Source organism: Petrotoga sp. Shatin.DS.tank11.9.2.9.3, assembly GCF_003665005.1.
Lineage (GTDB): Bacteria > Thermotogota > Thermotogae > Petrotogales > Petrotogaceae > Petrotoga > Petrotoga mobilis.
This window is the reverse complement of record NZ_JGVT01000006.1, coordinates 108,294-129,024: the sequence shown is the minus strand read 5'-3', so window position 1 is coordinate 129,024 and position 20,731 is coordinate 108,294. Positions and strand designations below refer to the sequence as shown.

The 20,731-nt window shown below is 34.3% G+C and carries 23 protein-coding genes and 1 riboswitch; of the genes, 9 read left to right on the top strand and 14 right to left on the bottom strand.

Annotated features, from left to right (window positions below; translation table 11 throughout):
* Positions 1-3: 3 nt before the first annotated feature.
* The 3 genes from BZ25_RS07260 to BZ25_RS07250 are packed head-to-tail and all read right to left on the bottom strand — an operon-like array spanning position 4 to position 2,656.
* Positions 4-774, bottom strand: coding sequence for an ABC transporter ATP-binding protein (locus BZ25_RS07260; RefSeq protein ID WP_121514315.1), 771 nt, complete (start codon positions 772-774; stop codon positions 4-6).
* Positions 771-1,781: an iron ABC transporter permease gene (locus BZ25_RS07255; protein ID WP_012207895.1), complete on the bottom strand. Its 1,011-nt coding sequence runs from the start codon at positions 1,779-1,781 to the stop codon at positions 771-773. The genes BZ25_RS07260 and BZ25_RS07255 overlap by 4 nt, the downstream gene beginning before the upstream one ends.
* Complete coding sequence (locus BZ25_RS07250) at positions 1,778-2,656, bottom strand: ABC transporter substrate-binding protein (protein WP_121514314.1); 879 nt, start codon at positions 2,654-2,656, stop codon at positions 1,778-1,780. Before BZ25_RS07250 ends, BZ25_RS07255 begins: the two co-directional genes overlap by 4 nt.
* A 67-nt stretch (positions 2,657-2,723) precedes the next feature.
* Positions 2,724-2,889, bottom strand: a riboswitch (cobalamin riboswitch).
* 185 nt (positions 2,890-3,074) lie between these two features.
* Between BZ25_RS07250 and BZ25_RS07245 the strand changes: the two genes are divergently transcribed.
* The 7 genes from BZ25_RS07245 to BZ25_RS07215 all read left to right on the top strand — a co-directional run bounded on the left by BZ25_RS07245 (position 3,075) and on the right by BZ25_RS07215 (position 9,292).
* Positions 3,075-3,374, top strand: a complete 300-nt coding sequence (locus BZ25_RS07245; protein WP_012207893.1) for a stage V sporulation protein S — start codon at positions 3,075-3,077, stop codon at positions 3,372-3,374.
* 26 nt (positions 3,375-3,400) lie between these two features.
* Entirely contained in the window at positions 3,401-3,631 is a 231-nt protein-coding gene (locus tag BZ25_RS07240; RefSeq protein ID WP_231282472.1) for a hypothetical protein, read from the top strand.
* Positions 3,615-4,577, top strand: a complete 963-nt coding sequence (locus BZ25_RS07235) for a DUF1385 domain-containing protein (protein ID WP_012207891.1) — start codon at positions 3,615-3,617, stop codon at positions 4,575-4,577. The genes BZ25_RS07240 and BZ25_RS07235 overlap by 17 nt, the downstream gene beginning before the upstream one ends.
* A 409-nt stretch (positions 4,578-4,986) precedes the next feature.
* Entirely contained in the window at positions 4,987-6,312 is a 1,326-nt protein-coding gene (gene rho, locus BZ25_RS07230) for a transcription termination factor Rho (RefSeq protein WP_012207890.1), read from the top strand.
* A gap of 19 nt (positions 6,313-6,331) precedes the next feature.
* Positions 6,332-7,069 (top strand): alpha/beta hydrolase, encoded by a 738-nt coding sequence (locus BZ25_RS07225; protein WP_146026678.1) that lies wholly within the window; start codon positions 6,332-6,334, stop codon positions 7,067-7,069.
* A 181-nt stretch (positions 7,070-7,250) separates the two neighbouring features.
* A complete protein-coding gene (pyrE, locus tag BZ25_RS07220) occupies positions 7,251-7,841 on the top strand; it encodes an orotate phosphoribosyltransferase (protein WP_121514312.1) in 591 nt (196 codons plus the stop codon).
* Between the two features lie 89 nt (positions 7,842-7,930).
* The gene (locus tag BZ25_RS07215) at positions 7,931-9,292 is read left to right on the top strand and encodes a Do family serine endopeptidase (RefSeq protein WP_121514311.1); all 1,362 of its coding nucleotides are present in this window, start codon (positions 7,931-7,933) and stop codon (positions 9,290-9,292) included.
* A 62-nt stretch (positions 9,293-9,354) separates the two neighbouring features.
* Here BZ25_RS07215 and glmM read toward each other — a convergent pair whose 3' ends face one another.
* The 4 genes from glmM to BZ25_RS07195 form a co-directional block, all read right to left on the bottom strand.
* Positions 9,355-10,677 (bottom strand): phosphoglucosamine mutase, encoded by a 1,323-nt coding sequence (gene glmM / locus BZ25_RS07210; RefSeq protein WP_121514310.1) that lies wholly within the window; start codon positions 10,675-10,677, stop codon positions 9,355-9,357.
* 5 nt (positions 10,678-10,682) lie between these two features.
* A complete protein-coding gene (locus BZ25_RS07205) occupies positions 10,683-11,534 on the bottom strand; it encodes a carbohydrate ABC transporter permease (protein ID WP_012207885.1) in 852 nt (283 codons plus the stop codon).
* 13 nt (positions 11,535-11,547) lie between these two features.
* Complete coding sequence (locus BZ25_RS07200) at positions 11,548-12,450, bottom strand: carbohydrate ABC transporter permease (protein ID WP_012207884.1); 903 nt, start codon at positions 12,448-12,450, stop codon at positions 11,548-11,550.
* A gap of 105 nt (positions 12,451-12,555) precedes the next feature.
* On the bottom strand, positions 12,556-13,797 hold the full coding sequence (locus BZ25_RS07195; RefSeq protein WP_012207883.1) for an ABC transporter substrate-binding protein: 1,242 nt from the start codon (positions 13,795-13,797) through the stop codon (positions 12,556-12,558).
* Between the two features lie 322 nt (positions 13,798-14,119).
* Here BZ25_RS07195 and BZ25_RS07190 point away from each other — a divergent pair, with 322 nt between their 5' ends.
* Together BZ25_RS07190 and BZ25_RS07185 are read left to right on the top strand one after the other, a co-directional pair.
* On the top strand, positions 14,120-14,650 hold the full coding sequence (locus tag BZ25_RS07190) for a dihydrofolate reductase family protein (protein WP_121514309.1): 531 nt from the start codon (positions 14,120-14,122) through the stop codon (positions 14,648-14,650).
* An 85-nt stretch (positions 14,651-14,735) separates the two neighbouring features.
* Positions 14,736-15,659: a carbohydrate kinase family protein gene (locus BZ25_RS07185; protein WP_121514308.1), complete on the top strand. Its 924-nt coding sequence runs from the start codon at positions 14,736-14,738 to the stop codon at positions 15,657-15,659.
* Here BZ25_RS07185 and BZ25_RS07180 read toward each other — a convergent pair.
* From BZ25_RS07180 to BZ25_RS07150, 7 genes are read right to left on the bottom strand one after another with little or no spacing between them, the layout of a single operon-like run.
* Complete coding sequence (locus BZ25_RS07180) at positions 15,629-16,249, bottom strand: ComF family protein (protein WP_121514307.1); 621 nt, start codon at positions 16,247-16,249, stop codon at positions 15,629-15,631. The genes BZ25_RS07185 and BZ25_RS07180 overlap by 31 nt on opposite strands.
* A 7-nt stretch (positions 16,250-16,256) precedes the next feature.
* Positions 16,257-17,525, bottom strand: coding sequence for a HEAT repeat domain-containing protein (locus tag BZ25_RS07175; RefSeq protein WP_121514306.1), 1,269 nt, complete (start codon positions 17,523-17,525; stop codon positions 16,257-16,259).
* Positions 17,526-17,559: 34 nt separating this feature from the next.
* Positions 17,560-18,012 (bottom strand): type II secretion system protein, encoded by a 453-nt coding sequence (locus BZ25_RS07170; RefSeq protein WP_012207878.1) that lies wholly within the window; start codon positions 18,010-18,012, stop codon positions 17,560-17,562.
* A 1-nt stretch (position 18,013) separates the two neighbouring features.
* Complete coding sequence (locus BZ25_RS07165; protein ID WP_121514305.1) at positions 18,014-18,529, bottom strand: hypothetical protein; 516 nt, start codon at positions 18,527-18,529, stop codon at positions 18,014-18,016.
* 2 nt (positions 18,530-18,531) lie between these two features.
* Positions 18,532-19,158, bottom strand: a complete 627-nt coding sequence (locus BZ25_RS07160) for an LptA/OstA family protein (RefSeq protein WP_012207876.1) — start codon at positions 19,156-19,158, stop codon at positions 18,532-18,534.
* Positions 19,155-19,928: a patatin-like phospholipase family protein gene (locus BZ25_RS07155; RefSeq protein ID WP_012207875.1), complete on the bottom strand. Its 774-nt coding sequence runs from the start codon at positions 19,926-19,928 to the stop codon at positions 19,155-19,157. Before BZ25_RS07155 ends, BZ25_RS07160 begins: the two co-directional genes overlap by 4 nt.
* Complete coding sequence (locus tag BZ25_RS07150) at positions 19,925-20,725, bottom strand: patatin-like phospholipase family protein (protein ID WP_121514304.1); 801 nt, start codon at positions 20,723-20,725, stop codon at positions 19,925-19,927. Before BZ25_RS07150 ends, BZ25_RS07155 begins: the two co-directional genes overlap by 4 nt.
* Between the last annotated feature and the right edge of the window lie 6 nt (positions 20,726-20,731).

The following is a 20,731-nucleotide window of genomic DNA, read 5'->3' as shown; positions in this document are numbered from 1 at the left end:
ACCTTATTTGAATAAAATTTGAGGGACTTTTTTTATCGGATGTTTTATAATATAAGCATCCATTTCAAAGATTTCCCCCATGATGGATTCAGTTAACACCTCTGCAGGTGTTCCTGAATATTTAACAGTTCCATCCTTCATAATGATTATTTTATCGGAGAATAATGCAGCATTGTTCACATCATGAAATACTGCTAGGACCGTTTTCTTTTCTTTGGTGACCATTTCCTTAACTAATTTCAAAAGACTTTGGGTATAACCTGGGTCTAAATGCGAAGAGAATTCATCCAAAAGCAATATGGGAGTTCTTTGGGCAATTGCTCGAGCTATCATAACTTTTTGCTTTTCTCCTCCAGACATAGATGAAAATGGCTTGTTCTTATAATTTATTAGTCCAACAGTTTGAAGGGCTTCATCGATAATCCTCTTGTCCTGTTCGGATTCAAAAAAGCTTATTCTCTTTGAGAAAGGTATTCTTGACGTTGAAACGATGCTTTCCAAATCGTAATCGAAAGAGGTGTTGAATTCTTGGGGTACAACTGCTACCTTCTTAGATAGTTCTTTGTTAGAATAATTCTTTAATTCACTATCGTTTAGTATTATTTCTCCTTTGTAATTTCTGATGATCCCTGAAAGAATCTTGATCAGAGTACTTTTACCCGCTCCATTGGGACCAATTATAGAAATAATATCTCCTTTTATTATTTTTAAATCATCGATTTTCAAAAAAAAGCCATTTCCATAAGTGAAACTGACGTTGTTAAATGTTATCATATTTTCTCTTTTCTCCTCATTACAAAAATGAAAATTGGGGCACCTACTATCGAGGTCACTACACCGATAGGAAGTTCTGTTGGAGCAAATAGTGTTCTGGAAACAAAATCGGCAGACATTAAAAACATTCCTCCAATGAAGAGTGAATACAAATTTGAAACAAACGAGTACGGCCCTTTAATCATTCGAACTATATGAGGGATAATAAGTCCTACAAAACCAATTATTCCTACCTGCGACACAGTAAAAGATACTGCAAAAACGTTTATTACAATCAAAAAAAGCTTCAATCTATCGGGGTTTATCCCTGAGAATACAGCCATGTCATCCCCCATAGAAAGAACGTTCAGTTGTTTAGAAAATAATAAAACTAAAATAAATTGAAAGATAAGTGTAAAAATAAATTTAAAATTGTCGCTCCAAATTAAATCTGCTGTACTTCCCATCAACCATGTATTGACGTGAATTAAGTTTCCCCAATACATCACGGTAAAAAGTGTTGTAAAAGAATTAAACAAAAAACTAATTATCACCCCGCTTAGTATTAGAGATAAAACAGGGAGTTTTTTACCCTGTCGAGCCAATATTAAAACAATAAATGTCGCTAAGATACCAAAAAGAAAGGAAAAAGTTTCCAGCCCGAGAAAAAGAGAAAGACCATAAATACTGCTCAACGCGGTGTATAACACAGCACCAAAGCTTGCCCCCGACGAGATTCCTAAAATGTATGGATCTGCGAGAGGATTTTGTACTACCAATTGTAAAACATTCCCGGAAACTGCTAATATGCTTCCAACAAGAAAACTTCCAACCACTCTTGGAAGCCTTATGTTTAAAATCAAATTGTTGTAAATATCGTTGTTGTTTTTAGCTATTAAAGAGGTGAAAATGTCTTTAACGGGAACCTTGACACTTCCAAAGGATGTGAAAAGTAAAATTAATAAAAAGCTCGAGATTATGAGAAATAAAACAAGGGGAAACTCCCCTCGTTTTTTGATCTGTTTCATCTATTTTCACCAAAATACTCGTATAATTGTTCAAGTATATCGATCAATGATGGAGAAGCTTGATGCATTTTGTTACCATCGACCATTACTATTTTTCCTTCTTTAACAGCTTTTACGTTTTTAAACTGTTCGGCATTTAAGATAGTATTTTTAGAGGTTTCGTCGCCTTCATAATACGAGGAAACAATTATTATATCAGGATTTTGAGCAACGACGAATTCAGGTCCAACCAGTAAAAAACCATTGTTCCCAGTATATGGAGCGGCTAAATTTAATCCTCCAGCGTAGGCAATTAACTCATTTATATATGAACCGGTTCCTGCTGTCCAAATTTCAGATACATTATTTTGAACCATTAAATATAAAACTGTTGGTTTATCTTTCCAAGTGAAAGAGTTTTTGGCAATATTTAAAACACTTTGCCTCAGTTCATTTGAAAGAGCCTGGGCTTTTTCTCTTTCCCCCAAAATACTGCCAATTAATACAATTTCCCTGTAAATATCGTTGAAACTCACTGGATTAATCACCAACGATTTAATATTGTACCTTTCCAACCTACTAATCTCAGGCTCTTGAAATCCTCCGGTTAAAAATACAACATCAGGACTTAAAGAAACTATTTTCTCCAGGTTTAAAGGTACTAAATTACCAATTTTCTCGGCATCAATGTTAATATCCCAATCTGTAACGCCCACAACTTTGTCCTCTAAACCTAGATATTTGATGTAATCAGATACAGCTGGTGCGGCGGAAATAACCCTGTTGACCTCCTCTTCAAAAGGAACTAATCTTCCAAGGTCGTCCACCAATAAATACTCAGCGCTCAAAACAACCGACAACAAAACTGTAAAAAAAGTAAATAACACCTTCCTCATACCAAATGGCCTCCTTGTATAAATTAGCGCCATTTAAACATTTTTTCTATCTCTTTGGCGCGAAGAGATAGAAAAAACAGCATTATTCAGGTCTCCCGACTTTCGGATCACTCTACTCCTTACGCCTTCCCGGATCTCTCCAGTGGCTTTTTGTAAGTTTCGTCCCCGATTACGGTGGCGCGACCGTAACGGATTTTCACCGTTTTCCCTTAAAATAATGCAGTAAATATTAACTTCATTACTTGCCGTGAGGCTGTTTCCTTACTTGCCGTGAGGCTGTTTTTCCTTATTTGCCGTAAGGCTGTTTCTTTTTCAATTATATCATTTAGATATTCTTTTTTCAATTTTTTCTTTGACATTATTAAAATTTATGATAGAATAAATATATATAGCCTGTCCACAAAGGAGGAGCCAAGACATGGAAGTGTTGAAAGTCAGTCATTCATCTGCACCGAACAAAGTTGCTGGAGCTATAGCAGGAGTTCTGTCAAAAACAGACGAGGTTGAGCTACAAGCTATTGGAGCTGGAGCGGTTAATCAAGCAGTGAAGGCTATTGCCATTGCAAAGAGATTTATCGAGGCTAAAGGCAAGGAGATATACGTTATCCCTGGTTTTGTGGAGGTTGAAGTAGGTTCAGAAAAAAGAACTGGTATTAAGTTTAAAGTCGTTGCAAGGGTTTCTGAAAGTATTTCCCCAGAAGAATATTCTCAACAGTAAAAATGAATGAAAATGAGAAAGCAATATTGGAAATCATTGAAGCGTGTTCACAAAACACGCACCTTTTTGATATAATAAAAGACATTACAAAATTGAATAATGATGAAAGGTACAAATTGAGAAGAAAGGCGTCTCAAGTGCTTAATAAGAACAATGGAATAGACAAAGAGGCTATAAAATTTTACTATGTAGTCACTGAACAAGGTGTTGCAGAAGAAATTTTAAGGAGGATCCAATCTAGTGAAACCAAAACCTAAAACAGTAGGTGGACAAGCGGTTATCGAAGGCGTAATGATGAAAGGAATAAATACCGTAGTCGCGGTAAAAAGAAAAGACGGAAGTATTGCAGTTAAAAGATTAAAGGATAACTCATGGGGAATTTGGGAAAAAATACCCATTATAAGAGGTTTTTTTGTATTGCTACATTCAATGATAATTGGTATGAACGCATTATCTTATTCGGCTAAAGTATCTGGAGAAGAAGATGAAGAATTAACTACAAAAGATATGGTTATCGCCATATTGCTTGCGGTTGCAGTTGCAACATTAGGGTTTGGTGTTTTACCTGTATTTTTAACCAGACCTTTCAATATTAAATCTGAATTTTGGTTTGCATTTGTTGAAGGTTTTATAAGAGCGTTTTTGGTTGTCGCCTACATCTGGGGTATTTCTTTCATGAAAGATATAAAAAGGGTTTTTCAGTACCACGGAGCCGAACACAAAAGTGTATATACCTACGAAAACAACGAACCTTTAGAGGTCAAATACGCCCGAAAATACACAACTTTACATCCTCGATGTGGTACTAGTTTCTTGATAATTACAGTTTTTGCTTCGATTATTGTTTTTGCCATAACGGGAGGATTAGGCTTCAATTCAACTTTACAGAAAGTAATATCTAGAATAGTGCTTCTTCCATTAGTTGCAGGCTTAGCTTACGAATTTCAAAGGTTCACCGCAAAAATCATCGACACAAAAATAGGAAAAATTCTTGCCTATCCGGGTTTGTTGCTTCAAAAAATTACTACCAAGGAACCTGAAAAAGAACAATTGGAAATAGGGCTCATATCTTTAGAATATGCCCTCAAAGAAAATTTTGATGGGGAAATACTTTTAGATAAACATGGAAACCTACTTGAAAATCAAGGTACCGAAAGCAAAGTCTTAGCTCCAGGCGTAACTTCTTTCAAAGTCGATTCTTAATGTCTTAAAATAAATTGCTTGGCTTTTAAAAAGTTTTATCGTGTTTGATAATTTTTTATATTATATTTTCTGAATTACGATTGAACTTCTTTTAGATTCTCCCAAGAACGTTTATTGTTCTCCTCACAATACTATTTTTGATTTTAACCCTTTTTGCTTTTGAGGGATTACTTCATTCTTATGTTGTGGTATCCCCACAAAATTCATTAATATATTATGATCTGTATGTTATATTCTTACTCTAGAAGTCAAATGCCTACATTTATAAAGGATAATTTGTGGGTTGAGCTTCGCAATGAAAGGGTAAAACTACTTTCCTTAGAAGGGTAGGCTGCGGGCCGAAGGGGCGCTAGTACAGTTTTAGGATTCCTAAACACAGTATATACTAAAGGTAATAAGGAGGATTCACATGGATGAAAATACTAACAATTTAGTATCAAAGAAACAAAGTAGGGATAATATCCAAGCCATTGAAATTAATATGGCTAAATTAAACGAAATGACCAGAAAAGAATTATACGAATTAGCTCGTAAACTCGAAATATCAAATTATTCCAAGATGACAAAAAGCGAATTAAAGTTTGCTATTTTAAGAAAGCAAACTGAATCAATCGGATACTTCTTCTATGAAGGAATTTTGGAAGTATTGCCGGATGGTTACGGTTTCTTGAGAAGCGTAGACAACTCGTTGTTGCCTGGAACCGATGATATATATGTTTCTCAATCACAGATTAGAAAATTCAACCTTTTCACGGGAGACATAATAGCTGGTCAAATAAGACCTCCAAAAGAAGGTGAAAGATTTTTTGCCTTATTAAGAGTAGAAGCGGTAAATTCTTTACCTCCCGAAAACGCTCGGGATAGAGTCTCTTTCGAAAATTTGACTCCCGAGTATCCCAAAACCAGAATGGTTTTGGAACATAAAAACGCACCATACAGTTCCAGAATTATTGATCTATTCTCTCCTATAGGTTTTGGGCAAAGAGGTTTAATAGTTGCTCCCCCTAAGGCTGGTAAAACCACGCTGTTAAAAGATATTGCTAACTCCATTGCTGAAAATTACCCCGATACTAGAAGGTACATACTTTTAATAGACGAACGACCTGAAGAGGTAACGGATATTCGTGATACAGTAGATGCTAACGTCATAGCAGCACCGTTCGATATGGACCCAGAAAATCAAATAAGAATCGCAGAAATGGCTTTGGAACATTTTAAGAGGTTGGTTGAGTTTGGCCACGATGTAGTTGTCCTTGTTGATAGTTTGACGAGAGTTGCACGCGAATACAACCTTTATGTACCATCCAGTGGGAAATTGCTGAGTGGAGGTCTTGACCCTGCCGCTGTAATTTTCCCAAAGAAATTTTTTGGTGCTGCAAGAAAGATTAGAGAAGGCGGTAGTCTTACTATTTTAGCCACTGCATTAATAGAAACAGGATCGAAGATGGATGAAGTGATATTTGAAGAATTTAAAGGTACAGGAAATATGGAACTGGTGTTAGCTAGAGAAATGTCTAATGAGAGAATATTTCCTGCCATAAACTTAAAATTATCGGGTACCCGAAAAGAAGAATTGTTATATAGTCCTGATGAGATGAAAAATACAATCATTCTAAGAAAGTTCATTAACGATATGTCCCCAAAAGAAGCCTTGGAATTCATCTTGAGTTTATTACGAAAGCATAAAACTAATGATGAAATAATGGAAGCGATAGAAAATCAAAAAGCTTTGTGAACTGTGATATAATTTGTTTATGAAAATATATCATAGATACTACATGCCAAACACCTATAACTATAAAACTTTATATCTGATTCACGGTCTCGGAGAATATTCTGGAAGATATGTGAATTTCATTAAGCAATTAAATGAAAAAGGGATTGCTGTGTATACCTTTGATCTTCCCGGGCACGGTTATACTTCTGGGAAAAAAGGTGATATAGAGAATTTTTACGAAGTTTATTCTTTTTTGGAAAATTATGTTCAAGAAGAATATATTCTATTCGGACACTCTCTTGGTGGGTTGGTCGCCACAAGATTTGTTGAAATAACAGAGAAAAAACCGAAAAAACTTATACTTTCTTCTCCTGCCTTGGGTGATATTAAACAATTGAGTTGGCTTTTAAACCTTTTCTCAATATTTCCTACCCTGTCTTTTTCAAATCGGATAAATCCTTATGATCTATCGACGGATGAAAAAGCTTGTGAATTTTATGAAAAAGATCCCCTGGTACACGATAAAATAACCGTTCGAACTGCTCGACAAATGTTTGACGAAGCTGATATTGCATTGAATGAAATCGAAAAGGTTGATATTCCCACATTGTTGCTTTTTGGAGAGGAAGATAAAATAGTCAACATCGAAGAGTATAAGAAGATAAAGAATTCAAACATTTCCAAAATTTCTTTTTCCAAAGGTAAACATGAGTTATTTGAATGCATTTACAATAAAAATAAATTTTATGATAAGATTTTCGAATTTTTAAAATAGAGATAAATTCTTTAGAAATAAAAATTGGGTAGGGGTTTGCTGCAGTATGCAAACTATGTTTTTAAATGATTTTGACCTTGATTTGGGGTTTTTAAGGGGGTTCCCCTTAACGATCGGGCAAAGGGGCGCTAACATAATTTTAGAGTATATAAAATAGAGATACCAGGAGGTAAAAATCTTAATGATAGATAACACAAAAAATGATGAAACTAAAGTATTAAAAATACTGCAAGACACCGGGGCCTTTTTAAAGGGGCACTTTTTATTATCTTCCGGATTACATTCAGACACATATATTCAATGTGCAAAAGTTCTTAAATATCCAGAGTATTCGGAACTTCTTGGCAAATTAATTGCTGATAAAGTAGCCTCAAAAATAGACTACGTTGTTTCCCCTGCATTGGGAGGAATTATCATAGGATACGAAGTGGCGAGAGCTTTAAAAGTTCCATTTTTATTCGCAGAGAGAGATGAAAAAGGGAACATGAGTTTACGTAGAGATCAGGTCATCAATAATAACAGCAAAATACTAATAGTAGAAGATGTAATAACTACAGGAAAATCCACACTGGAAGTTGCAAAATTGGTTGAAAGTAACGGAGGATACGTGACTTCATTCGCCTGTATCGTCAATAGGTCTGATAAAATTGTTTTAGAAAACAGAGAAATCATATCTCTAGTTAAGATACAAGCTGCTACCTACTCCTCAGAAAACTGTCCTTTATGTATCCAAGGTTTACAATTAGTAAAACCAGGTAGTAGAAAACAATAGAAACAACAAAACTGAAAATTCAAGCTTTTAAGTTTCTTTTAAGAAGTTGGTTTATAATTTAAATAAATAGAATAATCGGAGGTGCTAGTATGAAAAAATCTATCGTTTTGATTTTGACAGTATTTTTGCTTTCCATATCTTCGTTTTCAATTGTGAATGAAGGATACGAAAGCCCCATAGTTAATGTGGTTGAAGAGGCCGCTCCAGCGGTTGTAAATATTGAATCCACTCGTTCAGCTCCAGTTCCTGTGGACCCATACATTCAAGATTTTTTTGAAAGATTTTTTGGTCAACAAATGCCAGAGTATCAAACAAAAGGAGTGGGGTCTGGCTTTATTTTCGATAAAAGAGGTTATATATTGACAAATTACCATGTGATAGATAGTGCAGAAAAGATATCTGTATCCTTGCCGAATGGAAAGGAGTATGACGCCGAGTTGGTAGGTGGTGATGAAGATCTCGATTTAGCAATAATAAAAATAAGTGCTGATGAAGATTTACCAACGCTACCTTTAGGTGATTCAGACAAGATTAGGATTGGAGAGGATGCTATAGCTATAGGCAATCCACTGGGTTTACAAAATACTGTTACGGCAGGGGTTATAAGTGCAACCAATAGGAGCATTCCAAAACCCGATGGAAATGGGAATTATGTTGATTTAATACAGACTGATGCAACTATTAATCCAGGTAATAGTGGAGGTCCCTTACTGAATATACATGGGGAAGTCATTGGGATCAACACTGCAATCGCAGTAGATCCTCAGTTAGGAAGCGTGAACATAGGGTTCGCCATTCCTATTAACATAGCGAAAAGATTTGCTGATTCTGTAATGGAAACAGGGACCTTTCAAAGAGCTTATTTAGGTGTATACATCAGCGATATAACTGAAGAATTGAAAAAATCTTTGGGGTTAAAAGTAGACAAAGGAGCCTATGTCCAAGATTTGGTACCAGGAGGAGCTGCTGAGAAAGCAGGTATAAAAGCGAATGACGTAATAGTTGAAGTGGACGGTAAAAAAATTGAAAATACAGACGATTTAACTTCATTGTTGGCTACTTATCCAGCAGGGAATACTGTAGAGGTTGTTGTCGATAGGTTTGGAGAAAGGATTACTTTCAATGTAACTTTGGGGAGCCAAACGCCTGAAGTCGTAGAAGCCTATTTTGGAATCGTAGTTAGGGACATAACTTCAGAAGATCGTCAAAAATACAGTATAAGAAGTAGCATTCAAGGAGTTATTGTTGAAGAAATACAAGACGATACATACGCGCTTGGGCTAAGAGCAGGTGATGTTATTACAGAGATAGCGGTTAATGGAGTGTATTACGACATACAGAACGTATCTGACTGGGAAAAAATAGCTTCCTCAGTTGAAAAGAACAGTTATGTGGCATTGATAGTTTATAGAAATAATGTGAGGTACGTTGTTCAATTCTTCTATAGGTAAACCAGAATAATCAATTAAAAAACGGGGCTTTTTAACACTAACCCCGTTTTTTTTAAGCTATTTCACTCGTTATCAATACTTTGTATAAGTTGGCTAAATTCTGTGACGCATGTTTTAATTGTTTCTTCATTGGACCCTTCTGTCATGATTCTTATTTTTGGTTCAGTTCCTGAAGGTCTGACTACAATTCTGAATCCTTCAATACTTTGATATTTTCTTATTAAATTTTCAATTCTGCTGTCCTTCATGATTTTTACTTTATCTTTTACTGTAACGTTTTCCAAGTGTTGTGGATATTTAGGAATTTCTTGGAGAAAGTCATCAAGCGACTTAGAAAAATATTTCAGCGTTTCCAAAGTCTCTAAAGCGGTAATTATTCCGTCGCCGGTAGTGGATCTATCAAGAAATATAATGTGTCCTGATTGCTCACCACCGATTGTAGCATTTTCTTGTAGCATTTTTTCCAAAACGTATTTATCTCCTACGTCTGTACGTATAAGATGTATTTCATTTTTCTTTAAATACTCTTCCAAACCTAAATTACTCATAATTGTTGAAACAACAATTTTGTTTTTTAGTCTTTCTTGAGCCTTTAATTTCAGAGCGTTGATAGCCATCAAAACATCACCATCTACAAGATTACCGAAGCGATCAATAAAAAGGCATCTGTCTGCATCCCCGTCGAACAAGATGCCAAAGTCATATTTTTCTTCCTTAACGATTTTAGATAATGTTTGAGGTGATGTAGAACCACAGTTTTCGTTGATATTGAAACCATCTGGGGCATTTTGGTATACCGTATAATTCAAGCCAAGTTCACCAAAGATATCGTTTATTATCGCTCCAGCAGCTCCGTTAGCGACATCAACAGCAATTTTTAAATCATTACATTGTAAGTTCTTTTTATATAGAGAAACCACATAATCAACATATTCTTTTTTTGAAGAGTCTTCTATGTATCTTCCAATATCTCTATAATCACTGTATTTAAGTAGACCTTTCAAAATTTTTTCTTCTAACTTTTCTTCTGTTTCATCTGAAATTTTAAATCCTTCACAAAAAACTTTTAATCCGTTGTACATTGGAGGATTATGAGATGCAGAAATGACAACACCTATAGATTTTTCTATTTTCGTTATAAATGCTAATCCTGGTGTAGTCAGAACTCCACATGACTCTACATTCATTCCACCTACCAATGCTCCAGAAGCTAAAGCCATTTCCAATACCTTTCCTGAATTTCGTGTGTCTCTTGCAATATACAATTTTTTATACTCTGAACCAAAAAGGTTAGCAAGTGCGTTTCCGAGTTTCATCGCCAAGTCAACGGTCAGCTTTTCATTAACGACCTCTCTTATGCCGTCTGTACCGAATAAAAACTTCATCTACATCATCCTTTTACGCTACCGGCCGTTAAACCTTGAACTATCCTGTTTTGGAACACTAAAACTAAAATAACTAAAGGCATCGTAACTATTACAGACGCCGCCATTAGTTGTCCCCAAGGAACTTCATAGAAGGTTTTACCTGTAAACATAGCGATTGCCACAGGAACTGTATATTTTTCTGGAGTTTGCATGAAAGTTAAAGCAAATAAGAACTCATTCCAAGCTTGAATAAAAGCTAACAAACCAGTTGTGACCAAACCTGGGGCGGAAAGAGGTAAAACAATTCTCCACAAAGTTTCAAATTTAGAACATCCGTCTATATAAGCAGATTCTTCTATTTCTTTAGGAAGCTCTCTGAAGAAATTTTGTAAAATCCACGTTGTTAAAGGCAAGTTCAATGCAATATATGGGATTATCAACCCAGCATAAGTGTTTATCAATCCTAAATTTCTGAGCAACTGAAAAAGACCACCCAATATAGAAACTTGAGGGAACATACTTACCGCAAGTATCAGTAACATCAAAGGTCCTTTCCCAGGAATCTTTAAACGAGCTATTGCGTACGCTGCAAAAGAACCAACGATTATTGAGAAAATAGTCGTAGCTCCAGCAACTATAATAGAATTTAATATATTTAATCCGAAAGGTCTCTCTGTGAAAACCTTTATATAGTTTTCAAAGGTAAAACCTTGAGGCCAGAGTGTAATGTTTTTTGTAAAAAGGTACTGATCGGCAGTAAAAGAACTTTTAATTGCCCAATAGAAAGGGAAAATGTAAAAGATAACCATCAGTATAACCAGAATATATAAAATTGTACGTTGAGTATTTCTTTTTGCTCGCATTCCCCATCTCATATTTTTGCCCTCCTCAATCTAATTTAATGTTCAACGAGCGCATATAGATTATTGTAAATATACCAATTATCAAAAATATTACAACCGATAATGCAGAGCCATAACCAAACAAACCTCTTGGAGAGAAGATATTATCCATTAAAAGTGACCTATTGTAAACTGCGAGAGTTTCCGTTCCCACTGCTCCTTGTGTCATGATGTAAACAATATCGAAAACCCTCAAAGCGTCCAAAGTTCTGAAGATCAACGTTACACCAATCGTAGGCCTTAACACAGGTAAAGTGATAGAAGTGAATTGCTTCCATATAGTGGCGCCATCAATTCTAGCTGCTTCGTATAACTCATTAGGTATGATTTGAAGTCCTGCAAGGAGTAAAAGAGCAACAAATGGAGTAGTTTTCCAGACATCAACGCCTATAATCGCAGCCATAGCCATACCTGGAGTTCCTAGAATGGGGGTACCTTCCTCAAGTATTCCAAGATTGTATAGCATTAAACTTATCACACCATATTGGTCATTATACATCCATTTCCACATTTGGGAAGAGACCGCTGTAGGTATTGCCCATGGTATTAAAACTGCTGCTCTTACCAAACCTCTCAATTTAAAATCCGCATTCAATATTAAAGCTGTTCCTAATCCCAAAAGGAATTCTATAAGTACAGAAAAAAAAGTGAAATAAATTGTATTCCACAAAGAACTCAAAAATCTGGGATCTTGAAACAAATTGACATAATTTTGAAATCCTACAAACTCTCTTTCAAATCCTGGTCTGAGAGACCATTTGAAGAAACTATCATAAAGAGTTTGTCCTAGAGGATAGAAGGCGGTAATACCGATAGCAATTAAAGTTGGAATAATGAGCCAAAAGGCAAGCCAGATATCGGATCTCTTATACGTACCTTTTACTTTCATTAGCGCACCCCCTAATTATAGTCTACTATATTATACAGAAAGGCGGTAGACGGAGGAACTCCGTTTACCGCCCACCTATGAAAAATTATATCAAATTCTTCTTTTTCATTCAACTATAGATTTGAGATTTTCTGCTAAGTTGTTTAGAGCATCTTCAGGTTCAGCTTGCTGCGTTAAAACTTCGTGAACAGCAACTTGTATCTCGTAAGAAATTTCAGCATATATTGGAGAAATTGGTCTTGGTTCAGCATTCAAGAAAACATCTAAAAGATCAGCATAGAAAGGATTTGCTTCAATAGTTCTTGGATCGTTGTATGCTTCGATCATAGTTGGTGTTTGACCTGAATAAACCGCTTTGTAAACTTGTTGTTCTTTACTAAGCAAGAATTTGATCAGTTTTTTAGAAGCTTCTACCTCTGCAGCAGAAGAGTTTGCGTTTATACCAAGGTTCCATCCACCCAAAGTAGCAGAATTCCTTCCATCTGGTTCGGGCCCTTTTGGAAGAACCGTTATACCAACTTTTCCAGCAACTGGTGACTCGGGAGCGTTAACTAAGGACCATGCGTATGGCCAGTTTCTCATAAAAACTGCGTCACCATTTTGGAAAATTCTTCTAGCTTCTTCTTCCATGTAGGTAGTTACTCCCCTTGGACTTACGCCATCTTCTATTAATTTATCCATAAAGGTTATTGCTGCAACATTGTTATCGTAATATTCAGGATCATCAACGACAACTTCTCCATCTTTCATTATTTCTCCACCAAAACTATGGACGAATTCCATAACGTCACAGGTTAAACCTTCATACCTGGCTCCTTGCCATACAAAACCTTCGATTCCTTCTTTCTGGGATATATCTTTTGCAATTGTATAAAGTTCATCCCATGTTTCTGGAACATCGTAACCGTACTTTTCCAACAAATCTTTTCGGTAATAAAGAATACCTGCATCAGTAAACCAAGGAACTGCTACCAAACTGCCATCGACGGTATTTGAAGCAACGGTTCCAGGGAAAAATCCATCAAGTCCAAAATAATCATAGTCATCAGTCAAATCTACTAAGAATGGCGAAAATTCTGCTGGCCAGATAACGTCAAGCATTAATACATCTGGATCCGGTGTACCTGAAGCTAAGTAAGTAACGTAAAGATCGTGCCTATCCGTAGAGCTGTTGGGCATTGGAAGAACATTTACCGTTATGTCTGGGTTTTCTTTCATAAACATCTCAACTTGTTCATTGAGAACTTCTAATTCCCTTCCTACTGCACCCGCTGTCATTGTAATGGTAATAGAAAAGGCACTCAACACCATCGTCAATATAGCAAATAAAACAACTACTTTTTTCATACTACTGCCACCTCCTGATATGATATAATAAATTAAATAAACAAATTAATCATTAGTTATTTTATCACATGTAACCTTCATCTCAAAAGGTAATTATATGAAATTAGAAGCTGTTAGAACCAATTAAATCCGAATAAAGACGATTAGAGCCAAAAATCTTAGTTTTCCTTGAAAATGATAAATTCTGTTATAACTATTATTAAAAAAACAAAAATAATTTAACATTTCGAACTAATCTAGGGTGCTTAGGGCGGTAAGAAGTTTTGTAAATTCTAAAAAATATTAATTTTAAGAGAATTTAAGTTTGGGGAGGATTAATTTTATGAGAGTAAAGTTAATTATGGTTCAAAGTATCAATGGAAAAATCCGAATGTCAGATGATTCTCAGAGAAGTTGGTCCTCAGCAGAAGATAAGGAACATTTCTATAATATAACCAAAGATATTGGCATAATACTTATGGGGAGAAAAACATTTGAAGAGATAGGATCTCCTTTAAAAAATAGAATTAATATTGTGTTGACAGGAAATCCTGAAAAATATAAAGAAGTTGAGTTAAAATATGACAAATATCTCTACTTTACAGATAATCCTCCAGAGATATTGTTGGATAAACTAGAGAAGAAAGGATACCCTGAAGTTGCATTAATAGGTGGTTCTACGATAAACTCCTTGTTTTTAGAGAAAAATTTAATTGATGAAATCTTTCTAACTATCGAACCAGTAATTATTGAAGGTGATCTATCGATTTTCAAATACGTGAATGATAAATATAATTTCAAGCTGAATGATTTTAAAAAATTAAATGAAGATACTATTCTTTTGCATTACCTGAAAACTGACGATAAAAAATAGCCTTATGCGAAATAAAAGAAGTTTTCAAAGATAAGGCGGAGAGTGGAGCGATAAGCTAAGATAAAAAAAGAAGGTGGATTAGTGTATGGTTAATTTTGTCTCGTTTGGAGAGGTATTGATAGACTTCATCTCTAAAGATTATGTAAGAGGATTAAAAAATGCAACTTCTTTTGACAAATTTTTAGGTGGCTCCCCCAGTAACATAGCTGTTAATATCTCTAAACAGGGTTTTAAATCCGCTATAATTTCAAGGATAGGTAAGGATCCTTTTGGAGAATTTATCCTTGAACAATTAAAAAATTATAATGTTGATATAAAAGGCATCTTACAAGATGAAGGATTTTCTACAGATATTGTTTATGTTTTGAAGTCTAAATCATCTCCAGAATTTTATCCATTGAGATCTGCCTCTTTAAATTTAGAAATTCAAGATTCATTCTTTGATATTGTGAAAAAAGCAAATATCTTTCATTTTTCTTCTTGGTCATTATCTTCTGATAAAAACCTAAAAAACACGCTTAAATTGTTAAAAGTTGCCAAAAATAATAATGTTTTAATAGGATTTGATCCAAATTATCGAAAGATCTTGTGGAAAACATCCTTAGAAATAGAAGATGTTCTAAAATTGATTATGCCTTACGTGGATTTTATTAAGCCTTCTTTAGATGATTGTACACATATTTTCGAAGAAAATAAGAATGAAGAAGAATACATAAATATTTTTCATGAATGGGGAGTAAAAAACGTAATTCTTACCTTAGGTGAAAAGGGATTTGTATTTTCGGACGGTAAAAAAATTACTCATTTTGACTCCTATGCAAAAGAGGTAATAGACACAACGGGAGCAGGGGATGCATTTTGGTCAGGTTTATACATAGGAACGATTATAGGTTTGGATGCTATAAAAGCTGCAAAGTTAGGGAATGCATTTTCAGCGGAAAAATTAAAATATGTTGGTGCAATCTGTGATATAAAAAACTATAAAGATTTATTAAAAGAATACCTATAAGCTTTTGCTACAGTGATGCCAACTAAAACATCACATTTCTTAATGAGTAGATTACCTACTTCGTTCATTGAAGCCCCTGTAGTGTACACATCATCTATAATAATAATGTTCTTTGGGGGATCCTGAATCAATTTTATCTTGTTTTTAACGTTTTCATTTCTCTTTTTATAATCCAATTGAACTTGTCTTTTAAGAGTTTTTGAGGAAAAGAGATTTATTAAGGGAAAGCCTAAGATGTCTGAAAAATGCTTAGCAATTAAGTGAGCAGGTACAAAGCCTTTTTCATGAACACTTGAGAAATTTGAAGGTACATATGACACAGTATAATTTAGTTCTGGAAATTTTAAATCTATAAAAAACTTTGCTAACATATTCCCCAAAAGCCGTGCAATTTTTGGATGTGAATTGTATTTGAACTCTTTTATTAAGTTAGATAAAGGGTACTCATATTTACCATAATGATAAACTTTAAAATCACCTTCTGAAAAAGAAGGAGAGTAAAGCTTTCCTTTGCAATTGTCACAAATAAGTTCTCCAAAGGCAATAGGTTTTTTGCAAACAAGACAGTGAGGTTCAAAAATTGTGGTCATTATCTTTTTAAAAATTAACTACCATCTCCGCATTTAGACGTAGAAGTGCATTTAACGCAGCAAGTTTTAAATTCCCGTTTTCGTAAGGGTCTTTGAGTATTTGATTTGGTACTTCCCAATAATCTTTGGCTTTAAAAAATTTCAGTAGATTGACGGCGGCTTTTCTCAAGGAAATAGGATACATTTTGTTGAGAGCGATTAATGATATTTCTTCTAAAAAATTATCTAACTTTAATTTTCTGATTATTTTTAATCCTTCCCTTATTCGTTTGGAGGACAATGAATTGAGAAAGTTCGGAACGTAATCTTTAAGCATATAGTCTTGAAAATAAATAAGATAATCACTCGCTCCGATGACTAAGTCATCATCTACTGCCGATAACAAGTCCCTACAAAATTCCACATACCCCATATCTTCCTTTTCAGAAGCTAACTTTAATCCAAACTTTACGACTTTTGCCTCTTCGCTGTTTACCAATTTGCCGATCAACCAAGTAGGAACAAAATCAATTCCACAAACTTTCTTTGAGGTATTTGCAGTTAGTTGAAGAATGTGAATATCCTTTTCTTCTTGCACGATTTTTTCTATGAATTTATTTATAACTTCACATGGTAAACCTGAAAAGAATTTAATTATTATACCTTTAGTTTCATTGTTGCAATCAAAGTATGTTTCTTTTAGTGAATTAAAAAAAGTATAGGCATCGTCTCTTTCATAAAATCTTCTTAGCGCCATAACCTTAACGCTTTTATCTACTTGTTCGGATTTTAAGGTTTCAGAGATGTTTTCCAAAGCTGAAATCAATTGTTTTATCTTAACGTAGGGATCATTTTTCATTTTGCTAATAATTTTTTCTGAGTCTTCTGGGTAGAATTCCAAAAATGTGGATATGAGTTGATATCTAACAATTGGATCTGGATCTTCGGTAAACTCCAAAATAAATTCTATAGGTTTTATACCCATTTGAATGTAGCTGATGATTGCTTCTTTTCTGAGGTTTGCTGAAATGTCTTTCAAAGCTTCTTTTATATTATTCTCATCCAAAAGACCCATTTTATCTAAGTACCTATATGCAGAAAATCTGACATTTTTATCGGGATCTTTTAAGTATTCTTTAATCCTTGGGGCATCAATTTTTTGCTTTGTTAGTTCCTGAATAGCCTTGGATTTAAAAGAAGGATAAGGAGAATCCAACATATCAAAGTATATTTGAATGTTTTCTGACTTTATTCTTTCTTCTAAAATTTTATATGTTTCGATTATTTCATTTGCCATTGATTAATGTTTTCCTCCTAAGTCTCATCTTTATTTAGCGCTCCTTTGTAACACGGCCAGGGATGAAAAGTTTTAATTCATACTCATCATTCCATGTTACCTTTAAAAATTTTCCATCGTATGAAAAAGCAGTTATATTTTCTGAAATTAATGTAGATCCTTTATCCCACCCAGAGTCTTTGTAACGGTTGATCTTTTGTGCAAATCTATTGTAGGAAAAACCAACTGTTTCACCATCAGATGAATTTCCTAAGACGGTTGAAGAATCAGAATCGTAGGAGGTCACATTAGTCATCTCATTTTTTGCGACAACTATCACTTCCATAATGGCATTTGAAATAAGATTTATATTAATCATTTCCTCCAGTGAACTTTTTAAAATGTTCAATGTACCGGAAAAAGTACCTATTACAATCAACATTGTTAAAGAAACAATAAAAATTTCAAATACACTCTCTATCAGTAGAAACCCTTGATTTTTATTCATTTCACAAAGGTTCAACCAAAAAGATTGAAAAGTCAATCCTTCCATTTACCACCCTTAACTCTAACTTTAAATCATCGATGAAATCGGCAGGTTTTGGAACTACATAACCCAATTTTATTGCGAAATAGTTCAAAAGATCCTCAGTAGCATTGAATGGGTATCCCACGTACAATTTTCCTAAAATGTTGTTAAAATTCAGATTGAAACCTCCATATGCAAGAGTACCTGGAAAATCTTCACCGTAGACCCATAATAAACCAACATCTAAAAAAGTGTTCGAGTTTATATCCAAAATTTTAGCAGAAACATCAGTAACCGTGATCAAAGAGAGCGTTTCTCCAAAAGTTGGGCTAAGATCAAAATTAAGGTTGAAGGAATCTGATTCCAAACCACTCCTTAAAGCAAATTTGAAATCATCGGGATAATTCAGCAAAGAAAAACCCATCTCATAATATGTTTGAGAAAAGACGGAAATAAATAGAGAAACTAAGAAAAAAACAACAAAAAATTTTTTCACAACTATTCCTCCTCATCTGCTACTTCCAAAATTAAATTAACCTGCTGGGCTTCTATATCGTTGGTCTGGGTATTGAATGTGGCATATGCTGATTTCATATCAATTTTTTCCACAGAATTGACTATATGTACATTTTCGGAAAGTGTGAGCAAGTTTTCTTTTTCAACAAAAACAAAGGATTTTGCGTTTATTATATAATCCCCTTTTTTAATCAAAACCATATTTTCAGATCTTCCCTCGTATCTTTTGTTATTGTTATCAATCTGAAGTTCGTCAGAATTTATCTCGATCTCTGATTCTTCCAAAAAAATCTTAGCTAAAACATTCCCTGAAAGTTTTCCTTTTTCAGTCTGAAGGTCAAAGTTCATAGAAGAGGATGTGGCTTCAAACGTGTCGGCAGTTATATAAACCTTGTCGGTGTTTACTTCTCGCCACTCGTCGTTAACGAGTGTAATGGTAGCAAAATCCGTTGAAATAGAAAGATCTTCTTTCTGTATAAGGACATTATTTTTCAATATGTACCTACTTTCTTCACCTTTTACTTCATCTGCTCTTACATTTATTTGTGCAGAATAAATAATCAAATTTGTTAATATAAGCATTAAAAAAAATAAAGTGAAACGCTTCATACTTTTGCCTCCAAAAAATTATTAGCATGATTTTGACCATCAAAAAAAGCGGACATATTAAAATAATCTTTCAACTGTTTTTGCGGTTCGATAGTACTAAAGTCTTCGGTCAATAAACGATAATTTTTTAACGTTCTAGAATAGGAGGTTTTTAAAAGAATTTCGACGGTATTTTTTGGATCTGGATAAGTTAAAGCGGGATCAAATGATATAATTACTGCATCTTTAGGAAATTTTTGAGGAATAAACGATAAATATGAGGTTGGAATAAAAAATCCACCTTGATATTCATAATAACTGTAATAAGGCGGGAACGCTAATTCCATCATTAACATATCAACGATTTTTGTTTCATTTTTCAGTATAATTACTTCTTTATTTTTTAGCTCGAAGACTTCGAAACTTACGTTTTTCCGAAGTGAAGAAAGTGTTTGGTTACCAAAATAACCTTCCAAAAATTTTTTTAAATTATCAGGGTTGTAAAGCGACATTTTCCCTCTTCCCAATCTTATCAATGCTGTTGTTTGGGCGTATCTACTGTTGTATAATTCTGTATTAGTTATTACTTCGCGTAAAGGATTATTTTTTTCGTATATGAAATCTTTTAAACGTCCGAAAAAATTTACTCCGTACAATGCATAAAATAATCCTCTTAAACTTCCTAGACTAGAAGTATATAGATTTAAGGCGTTTTCTTTTTTTGCTATAGACTCTAAAACGCCAGATTCCCAATAAAATCCTTCAAAAAAGCCACCCATTACTAAGTTCAAAGTTGTTCCCTCGCTTTATTTTGTATGGATTTTAAAAAATTTTTAGCATCTTGGTATATTTCGTTAAAATAAGAAAATCCTTCCCAAGAATACTCTATTGGGAATGTATAAACCTCTTCGGCTATATTTATTTCATAGTTAACCATAAGATCATTTTTAAAATCTTCAATGGAAATAATATAATCTAATCCGTCGTTAAACTTAAAATCATTCTTAACTTCACCATTTAAATTACTTGCTATTACATAATCTGCTCCTAGTTTTTTAGCTAATTTTACTGGAACAGGAGTTAAAACGCCTCCATCCAACAGGCTCATGCCCCCTAACCTTAAAGGAGGGAAAACACCGGGAACACTTGAGGAAGCCATAACAGCATCGATTATGTACCCTTCCGTGATCTCCACTTCTTCACCGCTTTCTAAATCATATGAAACGATTCCTAATTTTATCTTACAATCGGAAAAACGTTTACGTCCATACAACTGCTTGTAAATATCGTAAACGAAATCACTTTTTAAAAAACTTTTACCTGCAACCATTTTAGGGAAATTAGTAATTCTGTTGTTTAGAGTTCTAAACTGTGAATCTATTGTCTTTTTCTTTTTAAGTGTCAAGTCTTTGAATATTTTAAATAGGTCTACATTGGGATTTAAAGCATAAAGGGCACCAACTAATGCACCTACGCTCGATCCTGTTACTACTTCGATCTTTACTGTTCTTTCTTTCAGTTCATCTATTAAGGCAACGTGAGCGGCTCCTCTAGCGCCACCACTCCCTAAAGCTATTCCGTAAACCATTGTCCC